We start from the raw sequence: 12,529 nt of genomic DNA on the forward strand, positions 1-12,529 counted from the left end.
CGTTGAAATGTTCCGCAAGCTGCTCGATCAGGGCCAGGCTGGCGACAACATCGGCGCGCTGATCCGCGGCGTCACCCGTGACGGCGTCGAGCGTGGCCAGATCCTGTGCAAGCCGGGTTCAGTCAAGCCGCACAAGAAGTTCATGGCAGAAGCCTACATCCTGACGAAGGAAGAGGGTGGCCGTCATACGCCGTTCTTCACCAACTACCGTCCGCAGTTCTACTTCCGCACGACCGACGTGACGGGCATCGTGACGCTGCCGGAAGGTACGGAGATGGTGATGCCGGGCGACAACGTCACGGTATCGGTCGAGCTGATCGTTCCGATCGCGATGGAAGAAAAGCTGCGTTTCGCGATCCGCGAAGGCGGCCGCACCGTCGGCGCCGGTATCGTCGCGTCGATCGTCGAGTAATTAGCGGCTGGGCCACCTGGCCCAAGGAAAGGATAGGGACGCCGATCTCGGTGTCCCTCTCGATCTTTGAAACCGGTGGCCCGCTAACGTAACTGAAGGTAAGTCGTGTCCCTAAGCGGTGACACGCGGATAACAGACACAAGGATAAAGTCGAATGAACGGCCAGAATATCCGCATCCGCCTGAAGGCGTTCGATCACCGGATTCTCGACGCCTCAACGCGTGAGATCGTATCGACGGCTAAGCGCACCGGTGCAAGCGTCCGGGGCCCCGTTCCGCTTCCGACCCGCATCGAGAAGTTTACGGTCAACCGGTCCCCGCACATCGACAAGAAGAGCCGCGAACAGTTCGAGATGCGCACGCATAAGCGCCTTCTCGATATCGTTGACCCGACCCCGCAGACGGTAGACGCGCTGATGAAGCTCGATCTCGCCGCCGGTGTCGATGTTGAGATCAAGCTCTGAGACCTCGGGTCTTCGGGCTGAGTGAGAAGGATTGAACCGATGCGTTCAGGTGTGATTGCACAGAAGGTGGGAATGACCCGCGTCTATAACGACGCCGGCGAGCATGTCCCGGTAACGGTACTGCGTATGGAAGGCTGCCAGGTCGTAGCCACGCGCACTGTCGAAAAGAATGGCTATACCGCAGTTCAGCTCGGTGCCGGCCAGGCGAAGGTGAAGAACACGTCGAAGGCGATGCGCGGCAACTTTGCCATTGCCAACGTCGAGCCGAAGGCCAAGCTGACGGAATTCCGCGTGTCGGAAGATCAACTGCTTGAGGTCGGCACTGAGATCAAGGCGGGTCACTTTGCAGCCGGTCAGCTCGTCGACGTGACGGGCACGACGATCGGTAAGGGTTTTGCCGGCGCCATGAAGCGTCACGGTTTCGGCGGTCTGCGTGCCACGCACGGTGTGTCGGTGTCTCACCGTTCGCACGGTTCGACCGGCTCGCGCCAGGATCCGGGCAAGGTTTTCAAGAACAAGAAGATGGCTGGTCACATGGGCCAGACGCGCGTCACGACGCAGAACCTGGAAGTAGTTTCGACCGACGAAGATCGTGGTCTGATCCTGATCAAGGGTGCTGTTCCTGGTTCCAAGGGTGCTTGGATCATCGTGCGCGACGCCGTCAAGTCGGCCGCGAAGTAAGGGAGCCAGATCAATGGAATTCAACGTCAAGACCCTCGAGGGAAAAGACGCCGGGAAGGTTTCCCTTTCGGACGCTATTTTCGGCCTCGAGCCCCGCGAAGACATTCTCGCCCGCGTCATCCGCTGGCAGCTTGCCAAGAAGCAGCAGGGCACGCACAAGGCTAAGGGCCGCGCGGAAGTTTCGCGCACCGGCGCCAAGATGTACAAGCAGAAGGGTACGGGCCGCGCCCGCCACCATTCGGCTCGCGCTCCGCAGTTCCGCGGCGGCGGCAAGGCTCACGGCCCGGTTGTCCGCAGCCACGAGCACGATCTTCCGAAGAAGGTTCGCGCACTCGGCCTTCGCCACGCACTTTCGGCCAAGATCAAGGCCGATGACGTCATCGTCATCGACAACCTGGTTGCCGCTGAAGCCAAGACCAAGTCGCTCGCGTCCGTTTTCGAGACGCTCGGCCTGACCAACGCCCTCTTCATCGGCGGCGCAGAGCTTGACGGCAACTTCAAGCTCGCAGCTCAGAACATCCCGAACATCGATGTTCTGCCGATTCAGGGCATCAACGTTTACGACATCGTGCGCCGCGGCAAGCTCGTGCTTTCCAAGGCTGCGGTTGAAGCGCTAGAGGAGCGATTCAAGTGACCGATCTTCGCCACTACGATGTGATCGTCTCTCCGGCGATCACCGAAAAGTCCACGCTGGTATCCGAAAACAACCAGGTTGTTTTCAATGTCGCCAAGCAGGCGACGAAGCCGGAAATCAAGGCTGCGGTCGAGGCGCTGTTCGGCGTTAAGGTCACGGCTGTCAACACTCTGCTGCGCAAAGGCAAGACCAAGCGGTTCCGCGGTTTCGTCGGCAAGCAGAAGGACGTGAAGAAGGCTGTTGTGACGCTGGCTGAAGGCCAGACGATCGACGTCTCCACCGGTCTCTGAGGTATAAGAAAATGGCATTGAAAACTTTCAATCCGATCACCCCGAGCCAGCGCCAGCTGGTCATCGTCGACCGCTCCGCCCTCTACAAGGGCAAGCCGGTCAAGGCGCTGACGGAAGGTCTGACCAAGAGTGGCGGTCGTAACAACCTCGGCCGCATCACCGCCCGCTTCATCGGCGGCGGTCACAAGCGCACCTATCGTCTAGTCGACTTCAAGCGTCGCAAGTTCGACGTCGAAGGCACGGTCGAGCGTATCGAATACGATCCGAACCGCACGGCTTTCATCGCGCTGGTGAACTATGCTGACGGCGAGAAGGCTTATATCCTCGCTCCTCAGCGCCTCGCTGCCGGTGACAAGGTCATCGCTTCCGAGAAGGCTGTCGACGTCAAGCCCGGCAACACCATGCCGCTGCAGTTCATCCCGGTCGGCTCCATCATCCACAACGTGGAAATGAAGCCGGGCAAGGGTGGTCAGATCGCTCGCTCCGCCGGTGGTTACGCACAGCTCGTTGGCCGCGACCAGGGCATGGCGATCCTTCGCCTGAACTCCGGTGAACAGCGTCTCGTCCATGGCTCCTGCCTTGCTTCGATCGGCGCCGTCTCCAACCCTGATCACGCCAACATCAACGACGGCAAGGCCGGTCGTACCGTTTGGCGCGGCAAGCGTCCGCATAACCGCGGTGTCGTCATGAACCCGGTCGACCATCCGCACGGCGGTGGTGAAGGCCGCACCTCCGGTGGTCGCCATCCGGTGACACCGTGGGGCAAGCCGACCAAGGGCAAGCGCACCCGGTCGAACAAGTCGACCGACAAGATGATCATGCGCTCGCGTCATCAGCGTAAGAAGTAAGAGAGGAAGTCTCCAATGGCTCGTTCAGTATGGAAAGGTCCGTTCGTTGACGGCTATCTTCTCAAGAAGGCTGAGAAGGTTCGTGAAGGCGGTCGTAGTGAAGTGATCAAGATCTGGAGCCGTCGCTCCACGATCCTGCCGCAGTTCGTCGGTCTCACCTTCGGCGTCTACAACGGCAGCAAGCATATCCCGGTCAGTGTCAATGAAGACATGGTCGGTCACAAATTCGGTGAATTCTCTCCGACCCGCACCTACTACGGTCACGGCGCGGACAAGAAGGCGAAGAGGAAGTAACAATGGGCAAGGCAAAAGCCGAACGCCGGCTGAAGGACAACGAGGCGCAAGCAGTCGCCCGCACGCTCCGCGTCAGCCCCCAGAAGCTCAACCTGGTTGCTGCGGCTATCCGCGGCAAGAAGGTCGAGCGCGCACTCGCTGAGCTGGAGTTCTCCCGCAAGCGCATCGCAGGCGCCGTCAAGAAGACGCTCGAATCTGCGATCGCCAACGCCGAGAACAACCACGATCTCGACGTCGACTCGCTGGTTGTCGCCGAGGCCTATGTCGGCAAGTCGATCGTCATGAAGCGTTTCCACGCTCGTGGCCGCGGTCGCGCGTCGCGCATCGAAAAGCCCTTCGCGCACCTGACGATCGTCGTTCGTGAAGTGCAGGCAGTAGAGGAGGCCGCATAATGGGTCAGAAAATCAATCCAATCGGTTTCCGTCTCGGAATCAACCGTACCTGGGATAGCCGCTGGTTTGCGGACAATGCCGAGTACGGTCAGCTGCTGCACGAAGACCTGAAGATGCGCAAGTTCGTCATGAGCGAACTGAAGCAGGCCGGGATCTCCAAGGTGGTCATCGAGCGTCCGCACAAGAAGTGCCGCGTCACGATCCACTCGGCACGTCCAGGCCTGATCATCGGCCGCAAGGGCGCTGACATCGACAAGCTCCGCAAGAAGCTGTCGGAGATGACGAATTCGGAAACGCACCTCAACATCGTCGAAGTGCGCAAGCCCGAAGTCGATGCGACGCTGGTCGCTCAGTCGATCGCACAGCAGCTCGAGCGTCGCGTGGCTTTCCGTCGCGCCATGAAGCGTGCCGTTCAGTCCGCGATGCGTCTTGGCGCCGAAGGCATCAAGATCACCTGCGCTGGCCGTCTCGGCGGCGCTGAAATCGCCCGTACGGAATGGTACCGCGAAGGTCGTGTGCCGTTGCACACGCTGCGCGCCGACATCGACTACGGCACGGCTGAAGCAGAAACCGCGTTCGGCATCTGCGGCATCAAGGTCTGGATCTTCAAGGGCGAAATCCTTGAGCATGATCCGATGGCTTCCGAGCGCCGCGCGATGGAAGGTGACGCCCAGGGTCCGGCGAGCCGTGATCGTGACCGCGACAGAGACCGTCGCCGCGACAACGCTTGATAGCGCGCGTGGCAGAGAAGTTCGGAGAATAAGAAAATGTTGCAGCCAAAGCGTACCAAGTACCGCAAGCAGTTCAAGGGCCGCATCAAGGGCGTCGCCAAGGGCGGTTCTGACCTGGCATTCGGCGAATTCGGCCTGAAGGCACAGGAACCCAACCGCGTCAACGCGCGCGAGATCGAAGCGGCCCGCCGCGCGATCACGCGTTATATGAAGCGCGCCGGCCGTGTATGGATCCGCGTGTTCCCGGACGTTCCGGTAACCAAAAAGCCGACCGAAGTCCGTATGGGTAAGGGTAAGGGCTCCGTTGAATATTGGGCATGCAAGGTCAAGCCTGGCCGTATGATGTTCGAGATCGACGGTGTCAGCGAAGAAATCGCCCGTGAGGCGCTTCGCCTCGGCTCTGCCAAGCTCTCGGTCAAGACGCGCTTCGTTCAGCGCATTGCAGAGTAAGGGATTGAGCTCATGAAAGCCTCAGACGTTCGCGGGTTCACCGCCGACCAACTCAAGGACGAGCTTGCCAAGCTGAAGAAGGAGCAGTTCAACCTGCGCTTCCAGAAGGCGACCGGCCAGCTCGAAAAGTCCTCGCGCATCAACGAAGTCCGCAAGGACATCGCCCGCGTGAAAACCATTGCCCGCCAGAAGGCGGCAGAAGTTAAGGCCTAAAGGAAGAAAAATATGCCGAAGCGCATCCTGCAGGGCGTCGTCGTTGGCGACAAGAACGAGAAGACGGTAGTGGTTCGTGTCGAGCGTCGTTTCGCTCACCCGCTGCTCCAGAAGACCGTTCGTCGTTCCAAGAAGTACAAGGCCCACGACGAGAACAATCAGTACAAGATTGGCGATACCGTATCCATCGAGGAATGCGCGCCGATCTCCAAGGACAAGCGCTGGACGGTGATTTCCGCCCAGGGCAAGTAACAGAATTTTGCGCGAGGCCTTGCGTCTCGCCGAAATATCTGTATGAAGCAGCGTCAGAACGCTCGAATGCCGGGCGTTCTTTTGCTTTGAGCGCACGGAAGGTCCCGTTCGGGAAACCACCCTGGCACGATCGATCCCGCGCTATTCAGCTATTGCCGCGTCTGTGCTGCCGTCATGGCAGCTCGGCCGGCGAAAATTTTCATAAGCCGGAGTAGGGGGCTAGCCCAACCATTCCGGTAAACCAAGAAGGCGACCTGATATGATTCAGATGCAAACAAACCTCGACGTCGCGGATAATTCCGGCGCACGTCGTGTCATGTGCATCAAGGTGCTGGGCGGCTCGAAGCGCAAGTATGCCTCGATCGGCGACGTCATCGTCGTTTCGATCAAGGAAGCGATCCCGCGCGGCCGCGTGAAGAAGGGTGACGTGATGAAGGCGGTTGTCGTTCGCACCGCCAAGGACATCCGTCGTGCGGATGGCTCCGTCATCCGCTTCGACACCAACGCAGCAGTCCTCATCGACAACAAGAAAGAGCCGATCGGCACCCGTATCTTCGGACCGGTTCCGCGCGAACTTCGCGCCAAGAACCACATGAAGATCATCTCGCTGGCTCCCGAAGTACTGTAAGGAGCGAAGCGATGCAGAAGATTCGTAAGGGCGACAAGGTCGTCATGCTCGCTGGCAAGGACAAGGGCCGTACCGGCGAAGTTGTCCAGGTCATGCCGAAGGAAGATCGTGCCGTTGTTCGTGGCGTCAACGTCGTCAAGCGCCACCAGCGCCAGACGCAGACCCAGGAAGCCGGCATCATCAACAAAGAAGCCCCGGTTCACCTCTCCAACGTTGCAATCATCGACAAGGACGGCAAGCCGACCCGCGTCGGTTTCAAGGTTGTTGACGGCAAGAAGGTCCGTGTGGCCAAGCGTTCTGGAGAAGTGATCGATGGCTGAGGCAAAATATGAGCCGCGGCTCAAGAAGGAATATGTCGAGAGCATCCGCAAGGCGATGCAGGAGCAGTTCTCCTACGCCAACGAGATGATGATTCCGAAGCTCGACAAGATCGTGATCAACATGGGTGTCGGCGAAGCGACCGCTGACTCGAAGAAGCCGACGGTAGCTGCCGCCGACCTCGCAGCGATTGCCGGCCAGAAGCCGGTCATCACCCGCGCACGTAACTCTATCGCAGGCTTCAAGCTCCGCGAACAGATGCCGATCGGCGCGAAGGTCACCCTGCGCGGCGCCCGCATGTACGAGTTCATGGACCGTCTCGTGAACATCGCGCTCCCGCGCGTTCGCGACTTCCGCGGCCTGAACCCGAAAAGCTTTGACGGCCGTGGCAACTTCGCCATGGGCATCAAGGAGCACATTGTGTTCCCTGAGATCAACTACGACAAGGTTGATCAGATGTGGGGCATGGACATCATCGTTTGCACGACGGCGACGACCGACGACGAAGCACGAGCTCTTCTGAAAGAGTTCAGCTTCCCGTTCCGTCAATAACCGTAACGACGAGCGTAGAAAAGGAACCTGACATGGCGAAGACAAGCGCAGTTGAAAAGAACAAGCGCCGCCGTACTACGGTCGCTAACCAGGCCGCTAAGCGGGCTGGGTTGAAGGCGATCATCATGAACCAGGCTCTTCCGATCGAAGAGCGGTTCAAGGCCTCGATCAAGCTGGCATCCCTGCCGCGTGATGGATCGAAGACCCGTATTCGCAACCGTTGCGAAGTTTCGGGGCGTCCGCGCGCATATTACCGCAAACTGCGCATGTCGCGTATTGCGCTGCGTGAACTCGGCAATCTCGGCAAGGTGCCGGGTATCGTCAAGTCGAGCTGGTAAGGAGCAGGTTACATGACAATGACTGATCCGTTGGGCGATATGCTCACTCGCATCCGTAACGGCGCTTCCCGCCGCAAGTCGTCGGTTTCGACGCCTGCTTCGAAGCTCCGTGCACGTGTTCTCGATGTTCTGCAGTCCGAAGGCTACATCCGTGGCTATTCCGTTGTCGATTTCGGCAATGGCAAGTCGGAACTCAGCATCGAGCTGAAATATTATGAAGGCGCATCGGTGATCCGTGAGATCGGCCGCGTGTCCAAGCCGGGCCGCCGGGTTTATGTCTCGGTCAAGTCCATTCCGCAGGTCGCGAACGGTCTCGGCATCACCATCCTTTCGACTCCGAAGGGTGTGATGGCCGATCACCAGGCTCGCGAACAGAACGTTGGTGGCGAGGTTCTTTGCTCGGTCTTCTAAGATCGGGCAGGGATCTCCATAGCGAACAGACAGGATTGAAACATGTCTCGTATCGGTAAGAAGCCCGTTCAGGTGCCTGCTGGGATCACGGCTACGGTCGATGGCCAGAAGGTGACTGCAAAGGGCCCGAAGGGCGAGCTGTTTTTCGTTGCTAACGACGAAATCAGCCTCAAGCTTGAAAATAACGCCGTCGTCGTGACGCCGGTGAACCAGACCAAGGATGCGCGCGCAAAGTGGGGCATGTCCCGCACGATGATCGAAGGCATCTTCAAGGGCGTCAAGGACGGTTTCGAGCGCAAGCTTGAAATCAACGGCGTCGGTTACCGCGCCGCCATGCAGGGCAAGAACCTGCAGCTGGCCCTCGGTTTCAGCCACGACGTGATCTACGAGCCGCCGGTCGGTATCTCGATCGTTGTTCCGAAGCCGACGGAAATCGTCGTCAGCGGCATCAACAAGCAGCAGGTCGGTCAGGTTGCCGCCGAAATCCGCGAATATCGCGGTCCCGAGCCGTACAAGGGCAAGGGCGTCAAGTACGCTGACGAGCGGATCGTCCGCAAAGAAGGCAAGAAGAAGTAAGGATCACGCGAAATGGCTAGCAGGAAAGAAGCACTTGCACGTCGTGCCAACCGCGTGCGCCGTCATCTCAAGTCGGTGGCCAATGGCCGTCCACGCCTGTCGGTTCATCGCTCCTCGAAGAACATCTACGCCCAGGTCATCGATGACGTGGCCGGCAAGACGCTTGCGTCTGCCTCCACCCTCGAGAAGGATCTGCGCGGTTCTCTGAAGACCGGTGCCGATACCGCCGCCGCTACCGTTGTGGGCAAGCTCCTCGCAGAGCGTGCCTCCAAGGCCGGTGTTACGGAAGTCGTGTTCGACCGTGGCGCCTTCATCTATCACGGCCGCATCAAGGCTCTCGCCGAAGCGGCCCGCGAAGGCGGTCTCACCTTCTGATCAGTTTCCGGCCGGACGCCTCAAGCGCCGGCCGGATTTTCGCCGGACCGCAGGCACTCTCCGAAAGGGGAGGCTGATGCGGTCCACATTTGTTTGCCGATTGCACCCGGAAAAGAAAAAGGAAGAGGACAATGGCACAGGAAAGAAGGCCGCAGCGGGACGACCGCCAGAGCCGTGAAGAGCGCGATAGCGAATTCGTCGACAAGCTTGTCGCGATCAACCGCGTCGCCAAGGTCGTCAAGGGCGGCCGTCGTTTCGGTTTCGCAGCACTCGTCGTCGTCGGCGACCAGAAGGGCCGCGTCGGCTTCGGCCATGGCAAGGCACGTGAAGTGCCGGAAGCCATCCGCAAGGCAACCGAAGCCGCCAAGCGCGAACTGATCTTCGTACCGCTGCGTGACGGCCGTACGCTGCATCACGACGTTCATGGCCGCCACGGCGCTGGCAAGGTTCTGCTGCGCTCGGCCAAGGTCGGTACCGGCATCATCGCCGGCGGCCCGATGCGCGCCGTATTCGAGACGCTCGGCATGCACGACGTCGTCGCCAAGTCGACCGGTTCGTCGAACCCCTACAACATGGTTCGCGCCACCTTCGACGCTCTGAAGCACCAGGTTCACCCGAAGGACATCGCAGCTCAGCGCGGCATCAAGTATGCAACGCTGCAGGCTCGTCGTAGCGCCTCCGGCAACGCCTCTGAAGAATAAGAGGAGTTTGACAGATGGCCAAGGCTACTAAGAAGGCTGAAGCGAAGACTGTCACGATCGAACAGATCGGCAGCCCGATTCGCCGTCCGGATGTCCAGCAGCGCACGCTGATCGGTCTCGGACTGAACAAGATGCACCGGCGCCGCACGCTGGAGGATACCCCTTCCGTTCGCGGCATGATCCGTGCTGTCCAGCATCTCGTTCGCGTCGTCGACGAGAAGTGAGACGGAGGAAACGCTCATGAAACTCAATGAAATTAAAGACAACGAAGGCTCGACCCACAGCCGCAAGCGCCTCGGCCGCGGTATCGGCTCGGGCTCGGGCAAGACTGGTGGTCGCGGCGTGAAGGGTCAGAAGTCCCGTTCCGGCGTCGCCATCAATGGCTTCGAAGGCGGCCAGATGCCGATTTATCGTCGCCTGCCGAAGCGCGGCTTCAACAACATTTTCGCTTCCGATTTTGTTGTCGTGTCGCTGGCCCGTATCCAGACGGCGATCGACGCCGGCAAGCTCGATGCCAAGACGACCGTTGACGCAGCTGCCCTCAAGGCTGCTGGTGTCATCCGCCGCGTCAAGGACGGCGTTCGCGTTCTCGCCGACGGCGAGATCAAGGCCAAGATCACCATCGTCGTTGCAGGCGCCTCCAAGCCTGCCGTCGAGAAGATCGAAAAGGCCGGCGGCAGCGTGACGCTGCTTTCGGCTCCGGCTGCAGCCGAATAATAATCTGATGATATATCGCCCGGGGTGCTTCACACCGGGCGATTTTGCTCCCATATGTGGGCCTCACAAAAACTTGGCTGGCGCGCCCGCGTCATGCCGGTAAGACTCGAAAACAAGGGTGAGGCATGGGGTTGCGTTGCAATCCGTCCTAAGCCCGGTTTTGAATAATTTCATACTGATTCCGGGTCCGGTCTGTCCCCCAGAGACGCCGGAATTGGTAGCGCGGAGAAATGCATGGCTTCTGCAGCGGAACAATTGGCATCCAACCTCAATTTTTCGACCTTCGCCAAAGCCGAGGATTTGAAGAAGCGCTTGTGGTTCACACTGGCAGCTCTCCTCGTCTACCGACTCGGCACGCATATTCCGCTTCCAGGCCTCAATCCTGAAGCCTATGCCCAGGCTTTCCGCGGCCAGGCAGGCGGCATTCTCGGCCTTTTCAACATGTTTTCGGGCGGCGCCGTTGAGCGCATGGCGATCTTCGCGCTCGGCATCATGCCCTATATTTCTGCCTCGATCATCGTGCAGCTGATGACTTCGGTCGTGCCGGCGCTCGAAAACCTCAAGAAGGAAGGCGAGCAGGGCCGTAAGATCATCAACCAGTATACCCGCTACGGTACCGTTATCCTCGGTGCGCTGCAGGCCTATGGCATTGCCGCCGGCCTTGAAAGCGGCCAAGGCTTGGTCGTCGACCCGGGCTGGTTCTTCCGCGTCTCCACCGTTCTGACGCTGCTCGGCGGCACGATGTTCCTGATGTGGCTCGGCGAGCAGATCACCTCGCGCGGCATCGGCAACGGCATCTCGCTGATCATCTTCGCCGGCATCGCCGCCGGCCTTCCCACTGCTCTTGCCGGCACGCTCGAACTCGGCCGCACCGGCGCGCTGTCGACCCCGCTGATCCTGCTCGTGATCATCGTCGCGATCGCTGTCATCGCCATCATCGTCTTCGTCGAGCGCGCCCAGCGCCGGCTGCTGATCCAGTATCCGAAGCGCCAGGTCGGCAACCGGATGTTCCAGGGCGATACGTCCCACCTGCCGTTGAAACTCAATACATCAGGTGTCATTCCGGCGATCTTCGCATCGTCGCTGCTGCTTCTGCCGGCAACGATTGCGGGCTTTGCCAGCACCACGGCAATGCCCTCCTGGGCGACATCGATCGTCGCGGCCCTCGGTCATGGCCAGCCACTCTATATGGTGCTCTATGCGGCGCTGATCGCCTTCTTCGCCTTCTTCTATACGGCCATCGTCTTCAATCCGAAGGATACGGCTGATAATCTGAAGAAGCATGGCGGCTTCATTCCCGGCATCCGTCCGGGCGACCGCACCGCCGAATATATCGACTATGTGCTGACCCGAATCACGGTGATCGGCGCGCTCTATCTCGTCTTCGTCTGCATCCTTCCGGAGATATTGGTGTCGCAAACCGGCATTCCGTTAGCCCTTGGTGGGACTTCGCTTTTGATCGTGGTTAGCGTAACTCTTGATACGGTTGCACAGATCCAGGGTCACCTGATCGCGCAGCAATACGAAGGCCTGATCAAGAAATCGAAGTTGCGTGGAGGAAAGAGGGGGCGATGAGACTTATCCTTTTGGGGCCGCCGGGCGCGGGTAAGGGAACCCAGGCCCAGCGGATCGTGGAAAAGCACGGCATTCCGCAGCTTTCCACGGGGGACATGCTGCGTGCAGCGGTTAACGCCGGCACCGATGTCGGCAAGCGTGCGAAGGCGGTCATGGACGCCGGCAAGCTCGTCTCGGATGAGATCGTCATTGCCATCGTTTCCGAGCGTATCGATCAACCCGATTGCGCCAACGGCTTCATCCTCGACGGCTTCCCCAGGACGCTCGTCCAGGCGGACGCCACCGAGGCGATGCTGAAGGCAAAGGGTCTCGGCCTCTCCGTTGTCATTGAATTCCGTGTCGATGATGACGAGTTGATCCGACGTGTCGCCGGTCGCTACTCCTGTGCACAGTGTGGCAGCGTCTATCACGATACCGATAAGGTTCCGGCTGCCGAGGGCGTGTGCGACAAGTGCGGTTCCACGCACTTCAAGCGCCGGCCCGATGACACCCCGGAGACCATGACGGCTCGGCTGCAAGTCTACTACAAGGAGACCTCACCGCTGATCGGCTATTACCATGCCAAGGGCAAGCTCAAGTCCGTGGACGGCATGGCAGAAATCGATCAGGTGACGGCTGAGGTCGAAAGCATTCTTTCGAAGCTTTAAGGCTTTGAAAATAAACTTGGCGGAACGGTTG

At 59.7% G+C, this 12,529-nt stretch carries 24 protein-coding genes; all 24 read left to right on the top strand.

Annotation, left to right across the window (positions count from 1 at the left end):
• Positions 1 to 412 (top strand): elongation factor Tu (locus tag BS630_RS04470; RefSeq protein ID WP_483434323.1); only part of this gene is annotated, 412 nt, incomplete at its 5' end.
• Positions 413 to 566: 154 nt separating this feature from the next.
• Positions 567 to 875: a 30S ribosomal protein S10 gene (gene rpsJ, locus BS630_RS04475; RefSeq protein ID WP_003547547.1), complete on the top strand. Its 309-nt coding sequence runs from the start codon at positions 567 to 569 to the stop codon at positions 873 to 875.
• Between the two features lie 39 nt (positions 876 to 914).
• Entirely contained in the window at positions 915 to 1,556 is a 642-nt protein-coding gene (gene rplC, locus BS630_RS04480; RefSeq protein WP_003547548.1) for a 50S ribosomal protein L3, read from the top strand.
• 13 nt (positions 1,557 to 1,569) lie between these two features.
• Positions 1,570 to 2,190: a 50S ribosomal protein L4 gene (gene rplD / locus BS630_RS04485; protein WP_003547549.1), complete on the top strand. Its 621-nt coding sequence runs from the start codon at positions 1,570 to 1,572 to the stop codon at positions 2,188 to 2,190.
• Positions 2,187 to 2,480: a 50S ribosomal protein L23 gene (locus BS630_RS04490; RefSeq protein ID WP_003547550.1), complete on the top strand. Its 294-nt coding sequence runs from the start codon at positions 2,187 to 2,189 to the stop codon at positions 2,478 to 2,480. Before rplD ends, BS630_RS04490 begins: the two co-directional genes overlap by 4 nt.
• Before the next feature lie 11 nt (positions 2,481 to 2,491).
• Complete coding sequence (gene rplB, locus BS630_RS04495) at positions 2,492 to 3,328, top strand: 50S ribosomal protein L2 (RefSeq protein WP_077976456.1); 837 nt, start codon at positions 2,492 to 2,494, stop codon at positions 3,326 to 3,328.
• Positions 3,329 to 3,343: 15 nt separating this feature from the next.
• Complete coding sequence (rpsS, locus tag BS630_RS04500) at positions 3,344 to 3,622, top strand: 30S ribosomal protein S19 (protein ID WP_003547552.1); 279 nt, start codon at positions 3,344 to 3,346, stop codon at positions 3,620 to 3,622.
• 2 nt (positions 3,623 to 3,624) lie between these two features.
• A complete protein-coding gene (gene rplV / locus BS630_RS04505; protein ID WP_007626081.1) occupies positions 3,625 to 4,014 on the top strand; it encodes a 50S ribosomal protein L22 in 390 nt (129 codons plus the stop codon).
• Entirely contained in the window at positions 4,014 to 4,745 is a 732-nt protein-coding gene (rpsC, locus tag BS630_RS04510; protein WP_003547554.1) for a 30S ribosomal protein S3, read from the top strand. The genes rplV and rpsC overlap by 1 nt, the downstream gene beginning before the upstream one ends.
• Before the next feature lie 36 nt (positions 4,746 to 4,781).
• On the top strand, positions 4,782 to 5,195 hold the full coding sequence (gene rplP, locus BS630_RS04515; RefSeq protein WP_003547555.1) for a 50S ribosomal protein L16: 414 nt from the start codon (positions 4,782 to 4,784) through the stop codon (positions 5,193 to 5,195).
• Positions 5,196 to 5,207: 12 nt separating this feature from the next.
• Positions 5,208 to 5,408, top strand: coding sequence for a 50S ribosomal protein L29 (gene rpmC, locus BS630_RS04520; RefSeq protein ID WP_003547556.1), 201 nt, complete (start codon positions 5,208 to 5,210; stop codon positions 5,406 to 5,408).
• 12 nt (positions 5,409 to 5,420) lie between these two features.
• Positions 5,421 to 5,660, top strand: coding sequence for a 30S ribosomal protein S17 (gene rpsQ, locus BS630_RS04525; protein WP_003547557.1), 240 nt, complete (start codon positions 5,421 to 5,423; stop codon positions 5,658 to 5,660).
• Between the two features lie 259 nt (positions 5,661 to 5,919).
• Positions 5,920 to 6,288, top strand: a complete 369-nt coding sequence (rplN, locus tag BS630_RS04530; RefSeq protein WP_003547558.1) for a 50S ribosomal protein L14 — start codon at positions 5,920 to 5,922, stop codon at positions 6,286 to 6,288.
• Positions 6,289 to 6,299: 11 nt separating this feature from the next.
• Positions 6,300 to 6,608, top strand: a complete 309-nt coding sequence (gene rplX / locus BS630_RS04535) for a 50S ribosomal protein L24 (RefSeq protein WP_003547559.1) — start codon at positions 6,300 to 6,302, stop codon at positions 6,606 to 6,608.
• A complete protein-coding gene (rplE, locus tag BS630_RS04540; RefSeq protein ID WP_077976457.1) occupies positions 6,601 to 7,158 on the top strand; it encodes a 50S ribosomal protein L5 in 558 nt (185 codons plus the stop codon). Before rplX ends, rplE begins: the two co-directional genes overlap by 8 nt.
• A 32-nt stretch (positions 7,159 to 7,190) precedes the next feature.
• Positions 7,191 to 7,496 carry a 30S ribosomal protein S14 gene (gene rpsN, locus BS630_RS04545; protein ID WP_003547561.1) on the top strand — a complete coding sequence of 102 codons (306 nt, stop codon included), beginning with the start codon at positions 7,191 to 7,193 and terminating at the stop codon, positions 7,494 to 7,496.
• A gap of 12 nt (positions 7,497 to 7,508) precedes the next feature.
• Positions 7,509 to 7,907, top strand: a complete 399-nt coding sequence (gene rpsH, locus BS630_RS04550; protein WP_003547562.1) for a 30S ribosomal protein S8 — start codon at positions 7,509 to 7,511, stop codon at positions 7,905 to 7,907.
• A gap of 42 nt (positions 7,908 to 7,949) precedes the next feature.
• Positions 7,950 to 8,483 carry a 50S ribosomal protein L6 gene (gene rplF / locus BS630_RS04555; RefSeq protein WP_017963907.1) on the top strand — a complete coding sequence of 178 codons (534 nt, stop codon included), beginning with the start codon at positions 7,950 to 7,952 and terminating at the stop codon, positions 8,481 to 8,483.
• Between the two features lie 12 nt (positions 8,484 to 8,495).
• Complete coding sequence (gene rplR, locus BS630_RS04560) at positions 8,496 to 8,858, top strand: 50S ribosomal protein L18 (protein WP_003547564.1); 363 nt, start codon at positions 8,496 to 8,498, stop codon at positions 8,856 to 8,858.
• 131 nt (positions 8,859 to 8,989) lie between these two features.
• Complete coding sequence (rpsE, locus tag BS630_RS04565) at positions 8,990 to 9,559, top strand: 30S ribosomal protein S5 (protein ID WP_003547565.1); 570 nt, start codon at positions 8,990 to 8,992, stop codon at positions 9,557 to 9,559.
• A gap of 14 nt (positions 9,560 to 9,573) precedes the next feature.
• Complete coding sequence (rpmD, locus tag BS630_RS04570; protein ID WP_003547566.1) at positions 9,574 to 9,783, top strand: 50S ribosomal protein L30; 210 nt, start codon at positions 9,574 to 9,576, stop codon at positions 9,781 to 9,783.
• Between the two features lie 16 nt (positions 9,784 to 9,799).
• Positions 9,800 to 10,276, top strand: coding sequence for a 50S ribosomal protein L15 (gene rplO / locus BS630_RS04575; protein ID WP_077976458.1), 477 nt, complete (start codon positions 9,800 to 9,802; stop codon positions 10,274 to 10,276).
• Between the two features lie 234 nt (positions 10,277 to 10,510).
• Positions 10,511 to 11,851, top strand: a complete 1,341-nt coding sequence (gene secY, locus BS630_RS04580; RefSeq protein WP_003547569.1) for a preprotein translocase subunit SecY — start codon at positions 10,511 to 10,513, stop codon at positions 11,849 to 11,851.
• Positions 11,848 to 12,498 (top strand): adenylate kinase, encoded by a 651-nt coding sequence (locus BS630_RS04585; protein ID WP_017963910.1) that lies wholly within the window; start codon positions 11,848 to 11,850, stop codon positions 12,496 to 12,498. The genes secY and BS630_RS04585 overlap by 4 nt, the downstream gene beginning before the upstream one ends.
• Positions 12,499 to 12,529 lie beyond the last annotated feature (31 nt).

Source organism: Rhizobium laguerreae (genome assembly GCF_002008165.1).
In the GTDB taxonomy this organism is placed as follows: domain Bacteria; phylum Pseudomonadota; class Alphaproteobacteria; order Rhizobiales; family Rhizobiaceae; genus Rhizobium; species Rhizobium laguerreae.

Bases quoted from the DNA above. Each gene is read 5' to 3' on its own strand.
- rpsJ (WP_003547547.1), top strand. From the start codon at position 567: ATGAACGGCCAGAATATCCGCATCCGCCTGAAGGCGTTCGATCACCGG.
- rplC (WP_003547548.1), top strand. From the start codon at position 915: ATGCGTTCAGGTGTGATTGCACAGAAGGTGGGAATGACCCGCGTCTAT.
- rplD (WP_003547549.1), top strand. From the start codon at position 1,570: ATGGAATTCAACGTCAAGACCCTCGAGGGAAAAGACGCCGGGAAGGTT.
- rplB (WP_077976456.1), top strand. From the start codon at position 2,492: ATGGCATTGAAAACTTTCAATCCGATCACCCCGAGCCAGCGCCAGCTG.
- rpsS (WP_003547552.1), top strand. From the start codon at position 3,344: ATGGCTCGTTCAGTATGGAAAGGTCCGTTCGTTGACGGCTATCTTCTC.
- rplV (WP_007626081.1), top strand. From the start codon at position 3,625: ATGGGCAAGGCAAAAGCCGAACGCCGGCTGAAGGACAACGAGGCGCAA.
- rpsC (WP_003547554.1), top strand. From the start codon at position 4,014: ATGGGTCAGAAAATCAATCCAATCGGTTTCCGTCTCGGAATCAACCGT.
- rplP (WP_003547555.1), top strand. From the start codon at position 4,782: ATGTTGCAGCCAAAGCGTACCAAGTACCGCAAGCAGTTCAAGGGCCGC.
- rpmC (WP_003547556.1), top strand. From the start codon at position 5,208: ATGAAAGCCTCAGACGTTCGCGGGTTCACCGCCGACCAACTCAAGGAC.
- rpsQ (WP_003547557.1), top strand. From the start codon at position 5,421: ATGCCGAAGCGCATCCTGCAGGGCGTCGTCGTTGGCGACAAGAACGAG.
- rplN (WP_003547558.1), top strand. From the start codon at position 5,920: ATGATTCAGATGCAAACAAACCTCGACGTCGCGGATAATTCCGGCGCA.
- rplX (WP_003547559.1), top strand. From the start codon at position 6,300: ATGCAGAAGATTCGTAAGGGCGACAAGGTCGTCATGCTCGCTGGCAAG.
- rplE (WP_077976457.1), top strand. From the start codon at position 6,601: ATGGCTGAGGCAAAATATGAGCCGCGGCTCAAGAAGGAATATGTCGAG.
- rpsN (WP_003547561.1), top strand. From the start codon at position 7,191: ATGGCGAAGACAAGCGCAGTTGAAAAGAACAAGCGCCGCCGTACTACG.
- rpsH (WP_003547562.1), top strand. From the start codon at position 7,509: ATGACAATGACTGATCCGTTGGGCGATATGCTCACTCGCATCCGTAAC.
- rplF (WP_017963907.1), top strand. From the start codon at position 7,950: ATGTCTCGTATCGGTAAGAAGCCCGTTCAGGTGCCTGCTGGGATCACG.
- rplR (WP_003547564.1), top strand. From the start codon at position 8,496: ATGGCTAGCAGGAAAGAAGCACTTGCACGTCGTGCCAACCGCGTGCGC.
- rpsE (WP_003547565.1), top strand. From the start codon at position 8,990: ATGGCACAGGAAAGAAGGCCGCAGCGGGACGACCGCCAGAGCCGTGAA.
- rpmD (WP_003547566.1), top strand. From the start codon at position 9,574: ATGGCCAAGGCTACTAAGAAGGCTGAAGCGAAGACTGTCACGATCGAA.
- rplO (WP_077976458.1), top strand. From the start codon at position 9,800: ATGAAACTCAATGAAATTAAAGACAACGAAGGCTCGACCCACAGCCGC.
- secY (WP_003547569.1), top strand. From the start codon at position 10,511: ATGGCTTCTGCAGCGGAACAATTGGCATCCAACCTCAATTTTTCGACC.
- BS630_RS04585 (WP_017963910.1), top strand. From the start codon at position 11,848: ATGAGACTTATCCTTTTGGGGCCGCCGGGCGCGGGTAAGGGAACCCAG.